The sequence below is a fragment of the Streptomyces sp. C10-9-1 genome (assembly GCF_024497955.1).
Lineage (GTDB): Bacteria > Actinomycetota > Actinomycetes > Streptomycetales > Streptomycetaceae > Streptomyces > Streptomyces sanyensis.
The window spans coordinates 90,963-108,286 of the sequence record NZ_JANHKP010000014.1; the positions used below are offsets into that span (position 1 = coordinate 90,963).

Below are 17,324 nucleotides of genomic sequence, written 5' to 3' on the forward strand. Positions count from 1 at the left end.
GTCCCCGGACACGGTACGGGACCGGGGACGGGGACGTACGGAGGCGTGGTGCACTGGGCGGCCGCCGGGGCCGCCGGTCCGCGGGGCGGACTCGGCGGTCCCGGGGGCGCCGGGCGCCTACTGGTCCGCGGAGCGGAACCGGGGGAAGGCGGAGCGGCCCGCGTACACCGCGGCGTCGTCGAGGATCTCCTCGATGCGCAGCAGCTGGTTGTACTTGGCGACGCGCTCGGAGCGGGCCGGGGCACCGGTCTTGATCTGGCCGCAGTTGGTGGCGACGGCCAGGTCGGCGATGGTGACGTCCTCGGTCTCGCCGGAGCGGTGCGACATCATGCACTTGAAGCCGTTGCGCTGGGCGAGCTCGACGGCGTCCAGGGTCTCGGTGAGCGAACCGATCTGGTTCACCTTGACCAGCAGGGCGTTGGCGATGCCCTCGTCGATGCCGCGGGCGAGGCGCTCGGGGTTGGTGACGAACAGGTCGTCGCCCACGAGCTGGACCTTGGTGCCGAGCTTGTCGGTGATGACCTTCCAGCCGGCCCAGTCGTCCTCGAAGAGCGGGTCCTCGATGGAGACGAGCGGGTAGGCCGCGACGAGCTCCTCGTAGTACTCGGTCATCTCGGCCGCCGAGCGGGACTTGCCCTCGAACTCGTAGACGCCGTCCTTGTAGAACTCGGACGCGGCGACGTCGAGGGCGAGCGCGATGTCCTTGCCCGGGACGTAGCCGGCCTCCTTGATCGCCTCGATGATGAGGTCGAGGGCGGCGCGGTTGGAGTCCAGGTTGGGCGCGAAGCCGCCCTCGTCGCCGAGGCCGGTGGACAGGCCCTTGGTCTTCAGCACCTTCTTGAGGGTGTGGTAGACCTCGGTGCCCCAGCGCAGCGCCTCGGAGAAGGACTCCGCGCCGATCGGGGCGATCATGAACTCCTGGATGTCCACGTTGGAGTCCGCGTGCGAGCCGCCGTTGAGGATGTTCATCATCGGCACGGGCAGCAGGTGCGCGTTCGGGCCGCCGAGGTAGCGGAAGAGCGGCAGGTCGGACGCCTCGGAGGCCGCGTGGGCGACGGCCAGGGAGACGCCGAGGATGGCGTTGGCGCCGAGCGAGGACTTGTCCGGGGTGGCGTCCAGGTCGAACATGGCCTGGTCGATCAGGCGCTGCTCGGTGGCGTCGTAGCCGACGAGCTCCGGGCCGATCTGCTCGATGACGGCGAGGACGGCCTTCTCGACGCCCTTGCCCTGGTAGCGGTTCTGGTCACCGTCGCGGAGTTCGAGGGCCTCGAACGCGCCGGTGGAGGCGCCGGAGGGGACGGCAGCACGGCCGGTGCTGCCGTCGTCGAGGCCGACCTCGACCTCGACCGTGGGGTTGCCTCGGGAGTCCAGGATTTCCCGGGCTACGACGACGTCGATGGACGGCACGAGCATCTCCTTCTGGGATGTGACGCGAGATAGGTGCAGGGTCTGCTTGGCCTTGCGCCAAGAGCCTAACCGCCCCGGGGTCAAAGCCCGGCCGATGCCCGCCCCGTGGGACGAAAAAGGACATCACAACCCGTCGAACCGGACAAACGACGGCCATCTACCCGCCGGTAGCTCCGCGGGGCTCCGGCAGGGGCGGGGGAACGGGGCCCCGGAGTGCAAGGACCCCGGCCCGGCGCGTTCGGGGGAAGGTGCGCCGGGCCGGGGCCGGCCGTGGCCGCCGGGGCGGAGCGGGACGCCGCCCGCGGCGGAGGCGGAGGGGTCAGCGCAGGTGGAGCTGCTGGCCCGGGTAGATCACGTCGGCGCTCTGCAGAACGTCCTTGTTCAGCTCGAAGAGCTTCTTCCAGCCGCCGTCGACCTTCTCGGCCTCGGCGATGGCGCTCAGGGTGTCGCCGGCCTTGACCGTGTACTCGCCGTCGCCCTTCTTGACGGTCTCCGGCTTCGCGGGGGCGGACTGCTTCGGAGCCTCGGACCGCTCGGAGCGGGTGGTCGGGACCTCGGCGCGCTGCTGCGGCTGCTCGGCCGCCGCGCCGCCGTAGGGAGTGCTGGAGAGGTTGACGCCGCAGCTCGGCCAGGCGCCCTTGCCCTGGCCCGCGAGGACCTTCTCGGCGATGGCGATCTGCTGGGCCTTGGACGCCTTGTCGGCGGTGGCGGCGTAGGCGGTGCCGCCGTAGGCGGCCCACGTGGAGGCCGAGAACTGGAGGCCGCCGTAGTAGCCGTTGCCGGTGTTGATGGACCAGTTGCCGCCGGACTCGCACCGGGCCACGGCGTCCCACTCGGCGGCGGTCGCGGCGGAGGCCGGGCCGGCGGTGAGCAGCGGGGCGGCGACGGCCGCTCCGGCGACGCCGACGAGGGCGGCGACGCGCGAGACGCGGGACGGACGACGGTGCTTGGCGGTGCCGGAACGCAGCATGGATGGACTCCTCACCGACGCCTGCGAGGTGAGCTGTCGGGTTCGGGCCGGAAGGAATGCCCGGCCGCGCTGCACGGATGCGCGCGGCTTCACCCCGAGCCGTCCCCTGGCGCCCCTTCCGGGCCGCCGGGACCGGCGACTTACCTTGGGTCCCCCGCTCCTGCCTTCGGCGCTTTTCGAGCGTCGACTGTTCCCCCCGACCGACGGCAGGATTCGGCGTGACGGTCAGCGGTGCCCACCGGTGGCGAGCGGTTCCGACGGTAAACACACCTCTCCCCGATGTTCGAATACGAACATCGGGGAGAAACCGGACGAACCGCCAGGGCTGAATGAACCGTTTCCGCAGGTAGAGGTAGAGGTGACCGAAATCGACTGGCGAAACCGGCCAGTTGCGGCGAAGAGACCCTTGTCTCACTTGCGCAGAACGGACAACTCCGGACCTATCGCCGGATGGACGGGGCTTACGGAGCGGGGGATTCCGCAGGCTCCGCGCCCAGTTCGAGAGTCTGGCCGGGGAGGATCAGGTCCGGGTCCTCGCCGACGACGGCCTCGTTGGCCTCGTACAGCGCCGACCAGCCGCCGGGGACCTCGCCCTGCTCGGCGATGCCCCAGAGGCTGTCGCCCTCCTGCACGGTGTAGGAGCCCTCCGGTGCGTCCCCGGCCGCGCCGTCGCGCACCGAACCGTCGCCGCGCGAGGGGTGGCCGCCGCCGCCGCGCGCCTCGTCCGCCCGGGCCTGGCCCGCCTCCTCCGCGGGGGCGCCGCGGTGCTTGCCGCCGCCCGCGGAGCCGACGGCCCCCTCGTGCTCCTCCGCGGAGCCCTCGGCCCCGGGGGCGCCCGTGGCGGGCTCCGCCGGTGCGGAGGGCTCCGCGGACGGCTCCGAGGAGGGCTCCACGGAAGCGGCGGACGGGGCCGCCTCGGGTTCGGGTGCCCCGGACGGGGACGGGGAGGCGGCAGCCTGCTCCGCCGCGCGCTCGCCCGGCCTGGGGCCCGGCCCGTCCGCCGCCGGCCCGCTCTTCGGGGAGCCGGTCCCCGGGGCCTCTGCGGCAGGAACGGCCGCCTCCGGCTCCAGGCCGGGGTCGAGGGCGCTGTCGGGGCCGTCGTCGGTCAGCCCCGCCACGACGGAGCACGCCTGCCAGGTGCCGGCACCCCGCGCGTCCAGCACCTTCTCCGCGACGGTGATCTGCTGGGAGCGGCTCGCCAGGTCCGCGGTCGGTGCGTACGCCGTGCCGCCGAAGGACTCCCACGCCTCCTGGGACAGCTGGAGCCCTCCGTAGAAGCCGTTGCCCGTGTCGATCGACCAGTTGCCGCCCGACTCGCACTCGGCGACGCGATCCCAGGTCGCGGCGTCGGCGGCGGAGGCGGATCCGGCGCCGAGCAGCGGAATGGCGATGGCCGATCCCGTCACCCCCGCCGCGACGACGATGGCCGGTGCCTGGCGGGGGCGGCGGTGGCGTCCGTTCCCGGAGAGCATGCGGTTGCCTTTCGCGTGACTACAGGGGACCGTGCGGCGGTCGTTCACCCGCCGAGGTCGACGTGAACGTAGCCGCATTCGAACGTAAGTCACAAGTCGATGCAGCGCAGATCACGTAAAAGTCACGACCCTGACGGGGCGTCAACTACTCTCCGGGGTGAACTCGACCGGCAGAGTGCGCAATCCGCGCATGATGAGCCCCCCACGCCACCGCAAATCGTCCGGATCCCCCGCACATCGCAGATCGGGCAAACGGGTCAGCAGGGTCGCGAGGGCCGTCTGCCCCTCCAGCCGTGCCAGCGGAGCGCCGAGGCAGTAGTGGATGCCGTGCCCGTAGCCCAGGTGCGGGTTGTCGCGGCGGGACAGGTCCAGGGTGTCGGGGGCGTTGAAGCGGGCGGGGTCCCGGTCCGCCGCCGCGAGCACCACCAGTACCGGGTCGCCCACCCCGACGGACTGCCCGCCGAGGGTGAGGGGCTCGGTGGCGAACCGCCAGGTGGCCAGCTCCACCGGCCCGTCGTAGCGCAGGAGTTCCTCCACCCCGGTCTCCAGCAGCCCGCTCTCCCCGGCCGCGAGCGACGCCTGGAGCAGCGCCCGCTGCTCCGGGTGGCGCAGGAGTGCGTGGACCCCGTTGCCGATGAGGTTCACGGTGGTCTCGAACCCGGCGAACAGCAGGATGAACGCCATCGCCGCGGCCTCGTTCTCGGTCAGGTGCTCGCCGTGGTCCGAGGCGTCGATGAGCCCGGAGAGCAGGTCGTCGGCCCCGCCCTCGCCGAGCTCCGCCCGCTTGCGGTGGATCAGCTCGGCGAGATAGCCCCGCATCTTCTTCACCGAGCGCGCCACGCCCCCGCGGGGGCCGCCGCCGTGGCGGATCATCATCCCCGCCCAGTCCCGGAAGTCGTCCTGGTCCTCGCGCGGGACGCCGAGCATGTCGCAGATGGCGTAGATGGGGAGCGGGAACGCGAACGCGTGGATCAGGTCCGCCTCGCCCTTCGCCGCGAAACCGTCGATGAGCCGGTCGGTCAGCTCCTGCACCCGCGGGGCGAAGGCGGCGACCCGGCGCGGCGTGAACGCCTTGGAGACCAGCCTGCGCAGCCGGGTGTGGTCGGGCGGGTCGATGTTGAGCAGATGCGTCATCAGCTCCGCCTTGCGCTCCCCCGGGATGCCGGTCCTGCCCCTGGCGTGCGCCGGTTCGTCGTGGTGCGCCGGGTTCTTCGACAGCCGCTGGTCGGCGAGGGCCTGGCGGGCGTCGGCATAGCGGGTCACCAGCCACGCGTCCACGCCCGAGGGCAGGACCGTGCGGTGCACCGGGGCGTGCTCGCGCAGCCAGGCGTAGGCCGGATAGGGGTCGGTGGCGAACTCCCGGCTGAAGAGCGGGGGGACGGGCCCGCCGGCACCCGTGCGGGGGCATCCGCCGGACGCGGCCCCGGGCTGCTTGCCCCCCGCGCCCGGACCGGCGGGTGCGGAGGAACCGGGACGCGGCGCGTCCGCCGCCGGGGACCGCCGCGAGGCGGGCGGCTCCGGCCGTTCGTCCGGGGTGTTCGGCGTACTCGGGGTGCTCGGGGCGTTCACCCCTCGACGCTACCCGGGCCGCCCTCCGCAGCACGGATCGCGTCCCGGTAGGCGCGGGCCGCCGCCCGCAGCGCGGCCTCGGGGTCGGTGCCGTCCGCCTCCGCGCGCACCGCCAGGCGCAGCAGCTCCCAGCCGACCCCCTCACCGGGCGGCGGTTCCACGGCGAGGCCCGCCGTACGCGCCCGGGAGGCCAGCTTGGCGGCGAGCGCCAGGCCGGGCTGGCCCAGCGGCACCCCCTCGGTGACCGAGGTGCGCTGCTTCTCCACGGCCTTGGTGCGCAGCCAGTGCGCCTTGACGTCCTCGGGGGTCTCGGCGTGCGCGTCGCCGAAGACGTGGGGGTGCCGGTGGATCAGCTTCTCCACGATCCCGGCGGCCACGTCGTCCACGGAGAACGGCTCCTCCTCGTCCTCCTCCGCGATCCGGGCGTGGAAGACCACCTGGAGCAGCACGTCGCCGAGTTCCTCGCGGAGTTCCGTGCGGTCGCCGTCCTCGATCGCCTCGACCAGCTCGTACGCCTCCTCGATGCCGTACTTCGCGAGGCCCCGGTGGGTCTGGCGCGAGGACCAGGGGCAGGAGCGGCGGATGCGGTCCATGACCTCGACCAGGTCCAGCAGCCGGGCGCCCGGCAGGTCGTAGGAGCCGGGCAGCAGCTCCAGCTCCGGCATCCGCACCCGGCCCGAGCCGCCGAGGCGGGCCAGGGCGTCGGTCAGCGGCCGGTCGCCGGTGCCGGAGGTGACGACCACCACCGTCCGGCCGCCGGCGCAGGCCGCCACGAGCTCCTCGGCACCGGGCACCCCGGGGCGCACGACGACGCCCGCCTCCCGCAGGTACGGGAGCTGGGGGTGCGCCTCGTCGGCGCAGAGCACCAGGTCGGCCGCGCGCAGGGCCGCCCAGGCGGGCCACGACAGCAGCCCCGGGGCCACCCGGTGACTGGCGGTGAGCAGGACGAGACGGCCGGCGTCGGCGGATGCTTCCTCGGTCATCCGTCGAACCTACCTCCCGGTCAGGCGCCGGCGGCCTCGGGCTCCTGCCCCGGGGAGACCTGGAAGATCCAGGGGGCCTTGTAGGCGCCGAGCTCCAGCTTGCCGTCGTCCCAGGCACCGAAGCGGGGGTTCACGTCGATGTCCAGGGACCGGGCCGCGGCGGTGAAGGCCTCGTTCATCGCCTCCTGGCCCTCGGGGGTGTTCCCGGCGCCCAGCTTCTCCGCCAGCTTGCCGACCAGGACGTCCCGGCGGACGAGGTCGTCGAGCTGGTCCGGAGCCACACCGCGCTGCTGGAGGTAGAGGGCCGCCATCTGCTCCTGGCCGCCGGACTGGCCGGCGAGTTCGGCCCGGGCGTCCTGCACCTCCTTCCGGCTGACCGTGATCCCGGCGTCCGCGGCGGCCTTCTCGACGATCCGGTCCACGATCAGGTCGTAGAGCTTGGCCCGGCCGAGCTGCCCGGTGTCCCTGATCATCCGGGCGCTCTCCTCGGCGTCCTGCTGCGCCTCGCGTACGTCTCTGACCTGGGCCTGCACGGTGGACACCTCGATCCGCTCGCCGCCCACGACGGCGGCGGCCCCGGGGTGTGCCTGGCTGCCGCAGGCGGCCAGCAGCGGCGCGGAGACGAGGGCGGCGGAGAGGGTGAGCGCGGTGCGACGACGGCGGTGCAAAGGAGCCTCCCGGCGTGATTGTGCTTCGGTGCACAAGACCTTGCGGTGATCGATGGTAGGCAGTCGGAGTGGCCCAGGCCACTGATTCGCCAAACGATTCCGCAGGCGGGCGGGATGCGGCGGCCCCGACACGGCGTGCCCGGTGCCGGGCGCCCGGTGCCGGGAGTGCGCCGCGAGCGGGCGCCCGGGCCCACGGACCGCGGCCGGCGCGGCTCCGACTCCGACGCTCACCGGGCGTTCACCTGGTGCTCATGCTGCGGTCGGCGAGTGCTCCACCGGCGGCGCCTAGCCTCGCCCGGTGACCATGCTCTCCGTCATCGTCCCCTGCTACAACGTGTCGGCCTATCTGGCCGACACCGTGGCAGGGCTGGCGAACAACGCCCGGGACGACTTCGAGTTCGTGTTCGTGGAGGACCGCTCCACCGACGACACCTTCGAGGCCCTGACCGCGCTCACCGCCCGCCTGCCGCGCTCCGTCGTCGTGCGCCACGAGGAGAACCGGGGGCTGGCCTCGGCCCGCAACACCGGGATCGACCGGGCCGGCGGGCGGTACCTGACCTTCCTCGACGGCGACGACTGGCTCGGCCCCGGCCATCTGGCCGGTCTGGTCGAGGCGATCGAGCGGCTGGGCGTGGACTTCGTCCGCACCGACCACGTGCAGGTGAACGGCGCGCAGCGCACCCTCCAGAGGGCGCCCGAGGGGCGGCGGGGCGAGGTGCTGGACCCCCGTACCTCGATCCTCCCCGTCGGGGAGTCGAGCATGGTCGACTACCCCTACGCGTGGGCGGGCGTCTACGACGCGGCCCTGCTCGACCGCGGACTGCTCCGCTTCACGGACGGGCTGCGGACCGCGGAGGACCGGCCCTGGATCTGGCAGCTGCACCGCCGGGCGGACTCCTACGCGGTGGTCCCCCTGCACGGCGTCTTCTACCGCCGGGGCGTCGCCGGCTCGCTCACCCAGATCGGGGACGTGCGGCAGCTGGACTTCGTCAGGGCCTTCGACCAGGTGCTGGCCGAAGTCGCGGACGACCCCGAGCGGGAGGTGCTGATGCCCAAGGCCGTCCGCGGCTACTGCGTCGTCGTCGCGCACCACCTGCGGGAGCGGCAGCGCTTCAGCCGCCCCGTCGCCCGGGAGCTGCGGACCCGGGTCTCCACCGCCCTGCGGCGCATACCGGCCGACGTGCTGGAGGCGACACTCGACGGACTCGACGACGAACGGCGCACCCTCGTGCGGAAGGCGGCGGCATGACCATCCAGATCTTCTGCGCGGCCACCCAGTACGCGGCGGCGACCGTCACCGCCGCGATCCGGGCCGGGATGTTCGGCCCCCGGGCGGAGCACCGGCGCATCCTGCTGGTCAGCGACACCTCGGCCGCCCCGGAGGTGGGGGTCCCGCTGGACGCCATGGCGGGCTTCGAGGCGCTGCGCGGGGAGTTCGACGAGGTGCGCTCCTGGAACGAGGCCATCCGCCCGCACCACCCGGCCGGGTGGTCGCCGCGGGCCCAGGACGCCGTCCTGTGGGAGCGCAGCCTGCGCCTGGCCTGGGACCTGGGCGACGGGCCGGTGGAGATCGCCTGCGAGTCCATCCAGGCCAACCCCTCCCGGGCCGTCGCGGCCATCTTCGCGGACAGCCCGATCCACGTGTACGCGGACGGCCTCATGAGCTACGGGCCCACCCGCAACCACATCCCGCTGCCGATGAGCAGCCGCATCCGCCGCCTGATCCACCTCGACCTGGTGCCGGGCCTGCGGCCGCTGCTGCTCTCCGAGCACGGGGTGGAGCCGGTGGCGGTGCCGGACGCGGAGTTCCGGGCGGTGCTCGCGGCGATCGCCGCGGCCGTCGGGTCCGGCGCGGCCGCGGGCGGGGCGGGCGCCACCGCGCTGCTGCTGGGCCAGTACCTGTCCGCGCTGGGACTGATCAGCCCGGAGGAGGAGGCGGGGCTGCACCTGCGGATGCTGCGCGGCGCCGCCGCCCTCGGCCACCGCTCGATCACCTTCAAGCCGCACCCCAGCGCCCCGGCCGACTCCACCCGGGCACTGGAGGACCTCGCCGGGGAGCTGGACGTCGACCTGCACGTGATGCGGGACCCGGTGCTCGCGGAGACGGTGTACGAGCGGGCCCGGCCCGAGCTGGTGGTGGGGTGCTTCTCCACGGCCATGGTCACCGCGGCCGCCCTGTACGGCATTCCCGCGGCGCGGGTGGGCACGGAGCTGCTGCTGGAGCGGATCACGCCCTACCAGAACAGCAACCGGATCCCGCTGACCCTGGTGGACGCCCTGGTCCCGGACGTCTCGGACACGGAACGGGCCGGGCGGCCCGTGGACCTCGGGGCGGACGTCACCGGCCTGGTCCGCGCCGTGGGGTACTGCATGCAGCACAAGGCGCACCCGGAGCTGCGCGGATCCGCCGAGGCGTACCTGTCGGGCCTGCCCGAGGAGCGGCTCACGCGCTACTTCAAGCGCCGGCGGCTCACCGGTCTCGGCCTGCCCGGAGCCACGGCCCCGGTCCGCGGCGAGGCGCTGCGGCGCAACCCGGTGGTACGCAGGATGGTCCGGCGCCTGCGCTGAGACCGGGCAGCCGCCGGACGCCCGGGCCGGCCGGTGCCGCGGCTCCGGCCCGCCGGGATCACCGCCGCCCGCCCCCGGCGGCGCCTCCGGGGCCCCTGCCGGTGCCGCGGCGCGCACGCGCCCGGGCGACCCTGTCCTCGTGCGGACCGTAGGCGAGGTCGAAGACGAGCAGGACACCGGTGCGGCGGTCCCGGCGGTCCTCCGCGTCCCGCGGCCGGGTGCCGTCGCGGCGGTCCCTTACGGCTCCGATGATCGCGGGGACCGCCACGACGGCCAGCACGGCCAGCACGACGACGGTGTGGACTGCGGTGTCGAAGGTGTCGTTCACAACTGTCAGCATGGACTTCGTCACGCTGGGGTGACAGCGGCGGGACTGTCAGCGTGCGTCGAGTTCCGGCCGCGGCGCACCGCGGAGGCGCCGGAGACGCCCGGCACGGGGCCGGCCCTGCGGCGGCTGACGCGGCGCACCCGGCGTCCCCGGCCGGTCCACCCGGGCTACGGTGCGGCCCCCGCGCCGGCCCGCTCGACGGCGGCGGCTCCCACGACCAGGTCCTGCCATGACATGCCCACGCTTTTGAAGAGCTTCGGTCCCCCAGCGCCGACCTCCACGGCTCCGCGCACGAGTTCGGCCAGGTTGCCCGCTATCCGGTCCGGGCCGATGTCGCCGGATTCCAGCGGGATCAGGAGGTCGCCCGCCTCGCGCAGCGCCGCGGCGCGGGCCTCCACGACGACCGTCGCCGTGGCGACGAGTTCGGTGTCCACCTCCCGGGCCGTCGGTTCGTGCGATCCGACGGCCACGACGACCGCGTGGGGTGCGACGGCCGAGGCCGGGAACAGCGGTGTACGGGACGTCGTGCAGCAGGCCACGACGTCGGCGGTGGCGACGGCTTCCGGGGGGACCGCCTCCGCGTCCAGACCGGCTTCCCCGCAGTGCTCCACGAGCTCCGCGGCCTGCTGCGGGCGGCGCGCGACGACACCCACCCAGGAGAGAGGGCGCACCGCCCGGACCGCCTCCACATGGCCGCGCGCCTGCGGCCCGGCGCCGAAGACCACGAGCCGTTCGGCAGCCGGAACCGCCAGGTGGTCCACGGCCACGGCGGAAACCGCCGGGGTGCGCAGCAGGGTCAGTGCGGAGCCGTCGATCAGGGCTGCCGGACGGAGCGTCTCCGCGTCCATCAGGAGGTAGGAGGCGATGATGCGCGGCTGCCCCCGGCCGGGGTTGCCGGGTGCGACCCCGGCGATCTTCACCCCGGCGTACGAGGAGTTCGCCGAGGGCATCAGCAGCAGCTGCCCTGCGGCGACCTCGTGCACCGTCCGCGGAATATCCGCTTCCGGGTCGAGCCCCGCTCGCAGGGCCGCCTCGACGGCACGGACGGCCTGCGGCATCGGCAGCAGGCGCGCCAGCTCGTCGGCGCCGACCCGGCGCAGTGCGGCGGGGTTCACGCGCTCAGTTCCTTCAGCACCAGGGAGGTCTTCTCCAGAGCGGCGGCCAGTTTCGCCGGCTCCAGCCCGTAGGTGAACCGCAGGTGCTGCTCGGTGCCGAAGTGGGCCCCGGCGCCGACCAGCACACCGCCCCGGGCGTGCAGCGCCTCGGCGACCTCGACGCTGGGGAGGTCCAGGTCGTAGCGGACGAAGGCCAGGGAGGTCGCCTCGGGCGGGACGACCGACAGCAGCGGGTCGTGGGCGTCGATCCACTGCTGCATCTGGGTCCAGCTCTCGCGGAGGAAGCCGCGGTAGCGGTCCAGCAGCCGGGTGCGGGTGGCGGGGGCGAGTGCCAGCTCGGCGACGGCCATCGCCGGACCGGCCGCGGAGACGGTCGCGTACTCGTGCCGCCGGCGGAGCTGCGGCACGAGCGTGGCGGGTGCGACCAGCCAGCCGAGGCGCAGCCCCGGCATGCCCAGCGCCTTGGAGAGGCTGCCGACGCACACCACGCGGTCGTACCGGCCCCAGAAGGAGGGGCTGACCTCGTCGGTGCGGAGCTCGGTCCCGCGGTGCACCTCGTCGGAGAGGATCCACGCGCCGACCCGGTCGGCGATGGCGACGATCGCCTCCGTCTCCTCCACGGTGAGGACGGTGCCGGCCGGGTTGTTGGGGGTCGTCACCGAGATGGCCCGGGTGTCCGGGCGGACCGCCCTCGCCAGCGCGTCGATGTCGGGGCGCCAGCCGCGCCGCGGGTCCAGGGGGAAGTCCTCGACCTCGGCGCCCCGGTTGCGGGCGGCTCCCCAGACCTGCCGGTAGCCGGGCGCCATGGTCAGCACGTGGTCCCCGGGGCGTACCAGGGTCTCGACGGCGACCGTGTTGGCCTCCGCCGCGCCGACGGTGACGATGACCTCCGGGGCGTGGTCCGCGCTCCCCGCGTGCCACTGCGCGATCTCCGTGCGCAGCAGGTCCGTGCCGCAGGTCGGCGGGTAGCCGAGCTCGCTGGAGAGCAGCCGGTCCAGCGCCTGCTCGCTGTCGACGATGTCACGGAGCCGGACCGGACGGCAGCCGCTGTCGGCCAGGCTGTGGGTGGCGGTGCCTCCCAGTCTCCCCTGCCAGTCCAGCAGGTCGAACGGGGTGAAGGTCATGGGTGCGTCCCCCTGGGCGCTCGGCGGTTCGGATGGACGGGAAGCGGGGCGGAGGCGCGCCTACCCGGCGCTGTCCACCTTGGCCGGGTCACGTTCGACGACCGGGTCGAGGAGTGCGTCCACACGGCGCATCAGCTCGGGGTCGATGCGCACACCCGCCGCCTTCGCGCTTCCCCGGATCTGCTCGGGCCGGGAGGCGCCCACGATCGCCGCGGCGACGTTCGGGTTCTGCAGCGTCCAGGCGACGGCGAGCTGGGCCTGGGTCAGCCCCACCTCCTGGGCGAGGGGGGCGAGCTGCCGCACGCGCTCCAGCACCTCGTCCCGCAGGAAGGCCTTCACCCAGCCGGAGCCCACCTCGTCCGCGGCCCGCGAACCCTCGGGCGGCGGCTGCCCGGGGCGGTACTTGCCGGTGAGCACGCCCTGGGCGAGCGGCGACCAGACGATCTGGCCGAGCCCCTCCCGTTCGCAGAGCGGCACGACGTCCTTCTCGATGACCCGCCAGAGCATGGAGTACTGGGGCTGGTTGGACACGAAGCGGTCCAGTCCCAGCTCGCCGGCCACCTCCAGGGCCCGCGCGATCTGGTCCGCCGTCCATTCCGAGACACCGATGTAGAGGACCTTGCCCTGCCGGATGAGGTCGTCGAAGGTCCTGAGGGTCTCCTCCAGCGGGGTGCGGCCGTCGAAGCGGTGGGCCTGGTACAGGTCGACGTAGTCGGTGCCCAGCCGGGTCAGCGAGCCGTGGACCGCCTCGGTGATGTGCTTGCGCGACAGGCCGCCGTCGTTCGGCCCCGGGCCGGTCGGGAAGAACACCTTGGTGGAGAGCACCAGGGACTCGCGCCTCAGGCCCTTCAGCGCCCTGCCGAGCACGGCCTCGGCGGCCGTGCCCGCGTACACGTCGGCCGTGTCGAACGTGGTGATGCCCGCGTCGAGCGCCGCGTGGACGCAGGCGACGGCGCGGTTCTCGTCGATCTGGGACCCGTGTGTGAGCCAGTTGCCGTAGGCGATCTCACTGACCTGGAGCCCGCTGCGGCCCAGACGCCTGAATTCCATGCTCAGTCCTCACTGCTGTCGTCCCCGCGCGGAGGCAGGGGTGTGATCCGCACGCGGTTGTCGTGGAAGACCGCTCCACCGCCCATGTCCGCGTCCCGTTCCTCCACGGTGGCGTTCGGGCCGCGGCCGCCGGTCAGCTTGGGCCAGTGGCCCTTGGCCGTCATCGCGACGCCCGGCCGTACGACCTCGTCGACCACGGCCACGGCCTCGAACTCGCCTCGGCCGTTGCCGATCAGGACGCGGTCGCCGGCCGTGATCCCGGCCGCCGCGGCGTCCTTGGGATGCAGCACGACGGAGGGCCCGCCGGCCCTCCGGCGCAGTGCCGGCTTGTTCCCGAAGACGGTGTTGAGGAAGAAGTGGTTCGCGACCGATATGAGGACGAAGGGGTAGGCCCGCGCCAGTTCCCCGTCGCCCGGCTCGGCGGCCGGTACGTATCCGGCCAGGGCGTCGTGCCCGTCCGCCCGGGCGGTCTCCGAGACGAACTCCAGCTTCCCCGAGGGGGTCGGGAACCCGTCCGCGTAGGGAGCGAACTCCTTCGGGGCCGGGTAGGAGAGCCGCGCCCATCCCCGCTCGCGCAGTCCCTCCGGGGTGATGCCCGCCAGCGAGGGGTGCCCGGAGTCGAGGAGCTCGCCGGCCAGTTCCTCGTCTCCGGCGTACAGCGCCGGTTCCTTCAGGTCCATGGCCCGGGCCAGGCGCCGGAAGGTCTCGGTGGTGGACAGGCACTCCCCGGGCGGGGCGACCGCCGGTTCGTTCCAGGTGACGTACAGATGGCCGTAGCCGTCGTGGACGTCCAGGTGCTCGGGCTGCATGGTGGCGGGCAGCACGATGTCGGCGTAGTCGGCGGTGTCGGTCCGGAAGTGGTCCATGACCACGGTGAACAGGTCCTCCCGGGCCAGGCCGCGGCGGATCCGGTTCTGGTCGGGGGAGCTGGCCACGGGATTGGCGCCGTAGACGACCAGCGCCTCGACGGGCGGGTCGTCGACCTCCAGCAGCCCTTCCGCCAGCCGCGTCATGGAAAGGGTCCGCACCGGACGGTCCAGCAGGTCGTCCCGGTGGAGGGCCTCGCGGTTCCCGCCGAAGTAGCCGTCGGTGGAGTAGAGCAGGCCGCCGCCGGGCCGCCGCCAGTCGCCGGTCACGGCGGGCAGGCAGGCGAGGGTCCGCAGCGCGGTGCCTCCGCCGGCGTGGCGCTGGATGCCCTGCGACACCCGGACGGCGGTGGGCCGGGTCCGGGCGATGCGCCGCCCGAGCCGGACGATCTCCTCCTCGGCCAGGCCCGTCTCGCGCGCCGTGCGCGCCGGGTCGAACTCCAGCACCCTCTCCCGGAACGCCTCCCATCCCACGGTGTGCTTCTCCAGGTACGCGCGGTCCTCGGCGCCCTCCGCCAGGACCACGTTGAGCAGGCCCAGGGCGAGGGCGGCATCCGTGCCGGGCAGGGGCGCGAGGTGCTCGTCCGCCTGCGCGGCCGTACGGCTGCGGACCGGGTCGACGACGACGACGTGGGCGCCGTCCCGCCGTGCACGCTGGATCACCTTCCACAGGTGGTGGTGGGTCGTGAGCGGGTTGCTCCCCCACAGGAGGATCAGCCGGGAGTACTCCAGGCTCTCGGGGTCGATCCCGGTGCTCGTGCCGAGGGTGTACCGCAGGCCGGCGACACCGGCGATCGAGCAGATCGTCATGTCATGGCGGGAGGCCCCCAGGACGTTCCACAGACGGCTGCCCGCCCGGCCCTGGAGCCCCTGGAGGAAGCCGAGGGTCCCGGTGCCCTGGTACGGCCAGATCGCCTCGCCGCCGTGGCGTTCGATCGTCTCCGCCAGCCGTCGCGCGATCTCCTCCAGCGCGCTGTCCCAGCTGATCCGCTCGAACCGCCCCTCGCCCTTGCGGCCGACGCGCCGCAGCGGGTGGAGCAGCCGGTCGGGTGCCCTGGTGTGCTCGAGGAACTGGTTGACCTTCACGCACAGCGTCCCCCGGGTGTACGGGTGGTCCGGGGTGCCGCGCAGCGCGACGGCCTCACCGTCCCGGACGGTGACCTGCCAGCTGCAGCCGTCCGGGCAGTCCAGCGGGCACGCCCCGGGGACCTGGGTGACGCTCATGCGCCGCCTCTCCTTCCGTGAGATTCCGGTACCGCTTCCCCCTGCGCCGGGCCGTGCTCCGGTGCGGCGGCGTGGGCCGGGGAGTGGTGTGCCGCCTCGTGCGCGGTCCGGGGCAGGTGGCCGCGGTGGTCCCGCCGCGCTCCCGCCCGGGCTGCCGCCGGGCATGCGGGCCCTCACGGCCGCACGCCCGGCGGGGTGTGTGCGCGTGCGCCGCGGGTTCAGCTCCGCGGGCGGTCGGCGAGGGCAGCGGCGTCGTGCTCGTCGCCGTACCACTTGTCCTTCCAGCGCGAGAAGGCGACGATCACGATGTCCCGGTGGCCGGGTCCGCCGTCGGCGGAGACCACGTCGGTGACGTCGTGCTGGAGCGCCCTGTCGTCGAGGAGGACGGCCTGGCCGGCCTCCAGGGTGCCCGTCCAGAAGGGCGTTCCGGCGCCGGGCTTCCACAGCCGGGTCTCGCTGCCGCCCACGTTGTTCCGCCGCAGGACGGCGATCATGACGTACTCGTGGCCGTCGTGGTGCACGCCCTCCGGGGTCAGCGGCCCGGGGCGCCGGCCGTCGGCCCTGGTGCGGTTCTGGTGGACGTTGATCTGCCAGTCCTCGCCGCGGTCCAGGCCGATCGCGTCCGCACCGAGCGTGATCATCGGGGTGAAGTCGACGCGCACCGGTTCGTAGGAGCGGCGGATGCCGCCGCCCACGTCGTTGAACGTCCGGTACGTCGTGTAGTCGCGCTGCGGGAGCTTCTCGTACCGCCAGCCCCGGTCGCGTCCGGGTTCCGGTGCGACCCGGTACTGCGCGAACCGCTTGAAGCGTGTGCCGTTGCCCATGTACGGGTCGAGCGGGAGGTCCTCGTAACTCTCCAGCACCTCCGGTGCGGCCGGGGGTACGTCGATGACCGAGAACCCCTGGGGGCCGAGTGCCATGGCTCGGAGCCTTCCTGTCGGGCCGGTCAGTGAGCGGCGGGAACGGGCATGCGTTCGTCGAGGTAGCGCGCCGAGGAGTTGAGCCGCCACAGCGTTCCGCGGGCGATCGCCCGCCGCATGCGCTCGGACTCGGCAGCGGGGACGACGACGTTGTGGAACCAGCCCGCCGCGTGACGGGAGTCGATGGTGATGTGCAGCTTGTGGTAGACGATGCCGACGTCGGGCAGTCCGAGCCGCTCCCAGGCGTGCACGACCTGCACGAAGCGGTCGGGCGCCAGCCATTCGGTCATGCCGAGGAACCCGACGGCCTCCGCGTACAGGTGCCGGTAGCGGCACAGCAGCACGGCGAGGTTCCCGGACAGCAGCGCGTTGGCGGTGAGCGACCGCTCCATTTCCTCGGCGGAGATGTCGAAGACCCGGAAGATCTGGTTGAAGAGATGGGTGTGGACCTCGGAGGGCTCACCGTTGCCCATCTCGTCCCAGAAATTGCCGGCGATCTCCAGTTTCGCGGCACCGGCGGTGCCGACCTGCATCAGTGCGAGCAGATCGTCGAAGCGCCCGTCGACGACGGATTCCTGGATGACGTAGTTCCGCAGGTCGTCCGCCGTGGCCTGGTCGCGGATGAATTCCCGGTAGTACGGGTGCTTGTAAACGCGGTGGGCGCGGGCGGACTTCTTCAGCCAGGAGAGGAAGGCGGCGGGCTCGGCCGGTGCCGCGTCGAGGATGCCGGGCCCCAGCATGGCGTCCTCGGCGGCCATGGTGGCCTGTTCCAGCAGGCGGAGGACTTCCTGGACGACCAGGGAGCCTTCGGCGCTGGGCCCCTCGGGGAGCTGCATCGAGAGCCCGTAGAGGCGGGACAGCAGCAGTTGCTGCCCGTAGAAGGCGGCCGGATCACCCGTCGCCGCCTTTGCGTTGAGTTCACCGACGGCCGCGCGGAGGGCTGCGCGTTTCTCGGCGCCCAGCGACGCGTCGAGTTCGTCGGCGGGAGTCCCCAGAAATGAGGAGACCTCCGCGACCACGGGATAGGCGTCCAATGCCGACTTCCGGCCGGCTAACGGAG

15 protein-coding genes and 1 riboswitch are annotated in these 17,324 nt (G+C 73.4%); of the genes, 2 read left to right on the forward strand and 13 right to left on the reverse strand.

Annotation, left to right across the window (positions count from 1 at the left end; all coding sequences use genetic code 11):
• Positions 1-117 precede the first annotated feature (117 nt).
• From eno to NPS70_RS20725, 6 genes are all read right to left on the reverse strand, one after another.
• A complete protein-coding gene (gene eno, locus NPS70_RS20700; protein WP_256525843.1) occupies positions 118-1,413 on the reverse strand; it encodes a phosphopyruvate hydratase in 1,296 nt (431 codons plus the stop codon).
• Between the two features lie 313 nt (positions 1,414-1,726).
• A complete protein-coding gene (locus NPS70_RS20705; protein ID WP_256525844.1) occupies positions 1,727-2,377 on the reverse strand; it encodes a transglycosylase family protein in 651 nt (216 codons plus the stop codon).
• Positions 2,378-2,380: 3 nt separating this feature from the next.
• Positions 2,381-2,559, reverse strand: a riboswitch (cyclic di-AMP (ydaO/yuaA leader).
• Between the two features lie 279 nt (positions 2,560-2,838).
• Positions 2,839-3,849, reverse strand: coding sequence for a transglycosylase family protein (locus tag NPS70_RS20710; RefSeq protein ID WP_256525845.1), 1,011 nt, complete (start codon positions 3,847-3,849; stop codon positions 2,839-2,841).
• 141 nt (positions 3,850-3,990) lie between these two features.
• A complete protein-coding gene (locus tag NPS70_RS20715) occupies positions 3,991-5,418 on the reverse strand; it encodes a cytochrome P450 (RefSeq protein WP_256525846.1) in 1,428 nt (475 codons plus the stop codon).
• Positions 5,415-6,401, reverse strand: a complete 987-nt coding sequence (locus NPS70_RS20720) for a nucleoside triphosphate pyrophosphohydrolase (protein ID WP_256525847.1) — start codon at positions 6,399-6,401, stop codon at positions 5,415-5,417. Before NPS70_RS20720 ends, NPS70_RS20715 begins: the two co-directional genes overlap by 4 nt.
• Before the next feature lie 20 nt (positions 6,402-6,421).
• Positions 6,422-7,069, reverse strand: coding sequence for a SurA N-terminal domain-containing protein (locus NPS70_RS20725; RefSeq protein WP_256525848.1), 648 nt, complete (start codon positions 7,067-7,069; stop codon positions 6,422-6,424).
• Positions 7,070-7,367: 298 nt separating this feature from the next.
• Here NPS70_RS20725 and NPS70_RS20730 point away from each other — a divergent pair, with 298 nt between their 5' ends.
• Together NPS70_RS20730 and NPS70_RS20735 are read left to right on the forward strand one after the other, a co-directional pair.
• Positions 7,368-8,318 (forward strand): glycosyltransferase family 2 protein, encoded by a 951-nt coding sequence (locus NPS70_RS20730; protein ID WP_256525849.1) that lies wholly within the window; start codon positions 7,368-7,370, stop codon positions 8,316-8,318.
• Entirely contained in the window at positions 8,315-9,637 is a 1,323-nt protein-coding gene (locus NPS70_RS20735) for an alpha-2,8-polysialyltransferase family protein (protein ID WP_256525850.1), read from the forward strand. Before NPS70_RS20730 ends, NPS70_RS20735 begins: the two co-directional genes overlap by 4 nt.
• Positions 9,638-9,695: 58 nt before the next feature.
• Here the strand turns inward: NPS70_RS20735 and NPS70_RS20740 are convergent, their stop codons facing one another.
• The 7 genes from NPS70_RS20740 to NPS70_RS20770 form a co-directional block, all read right to left on the reverse strand.
• Positions 9,696-9,977 (reverse strand): hypothetical protein, encoded by a 282-nt coding sequence (locus tag NPS70_RS20740; RefSeq protein ID WP_256525851.1) that lies wholly within the window; start codon positions 9,975-9,977, stop codon positions 9,696-9,698.
• Positions 9,978-10,132: 155 nt separating this feature from the next.
• Positions 10,133-11,080, reverse strand: a complete 948-nt coding sequence (locus tag NPS70_RS20745) for an ornithine cyclodeaminase family protein (RefSeq protein ID WP_256525852.1) — start codon at positions 11,078-11,080, stop codon at positions 10,133-10,135.
• Complete coding sequence (locus tag NPS70_RS20750) at positions 11,077-12,204, reverse strand: aminotransferase class I/II-fold pyridoxal phosphate-dependent enzyme (protein WP_256525853.1); 1,128 nt, start codon at positions 12,202-12,204, stop codon at positions 11,077-11,079. Before NPS70_RS20750 ends, NPS70_RS20745 begins: the two co-directional genes overlap by 4 nt.
• A 60-nt stretch (positions 12,205-12,264) precedes the next feature.
• Positions 12,265-13,254, reverse strand: coding sequence for an aldo/keto reductase family protein (locus NPS70_RS20755; RefSeq protein ID WP_256525854.1), 990 nt, complete (start codon positions 13,252-13,254; stop codon positions 12,265-12,267).
• A 2-nt stretch (positions 13,255-13,256) separates the two neighbouring features.
• Complete coding sequence (locus NPS70_RS20760) at positions 13,257-15,344, reverse strand: molybdopterin-dependent oxidoreductase (RefSeq protein ID WP_256525855.1); 2,088 nt, start codon at positions 15,342-15,344, stop codon at positions 13,257-13,259.
• A gap of 218 nt (positions 15,345-15,562) precedes the next feature.
• Positions 15,563-16,264: a 2OG-Fe dioxygenase family protein gene (locus NPS70_RS20765; RefSeq protein WP_256525856.1), complete on the reverse strand. Its 702-nt coding sequence runs from the start codon at positions 16,262-16,264 to the stop codon at positions 15,563-15,565.
• A 26-nt stretch (positions 16,265-16,290) separates the two neighbouring features.
• Positions 16,291-17,298, reverse strand: coding sequence for an iron-containing redox enzyme family protein (locus NPS70_RS20770; protein ID WP_256525857.1), 1,008 nt, complete (start codon positions 17,296-17,298; stop codon positions 16,291-16,293).
• Positions 17,299-17,324 lie beyond the last annotated feature (26 nt).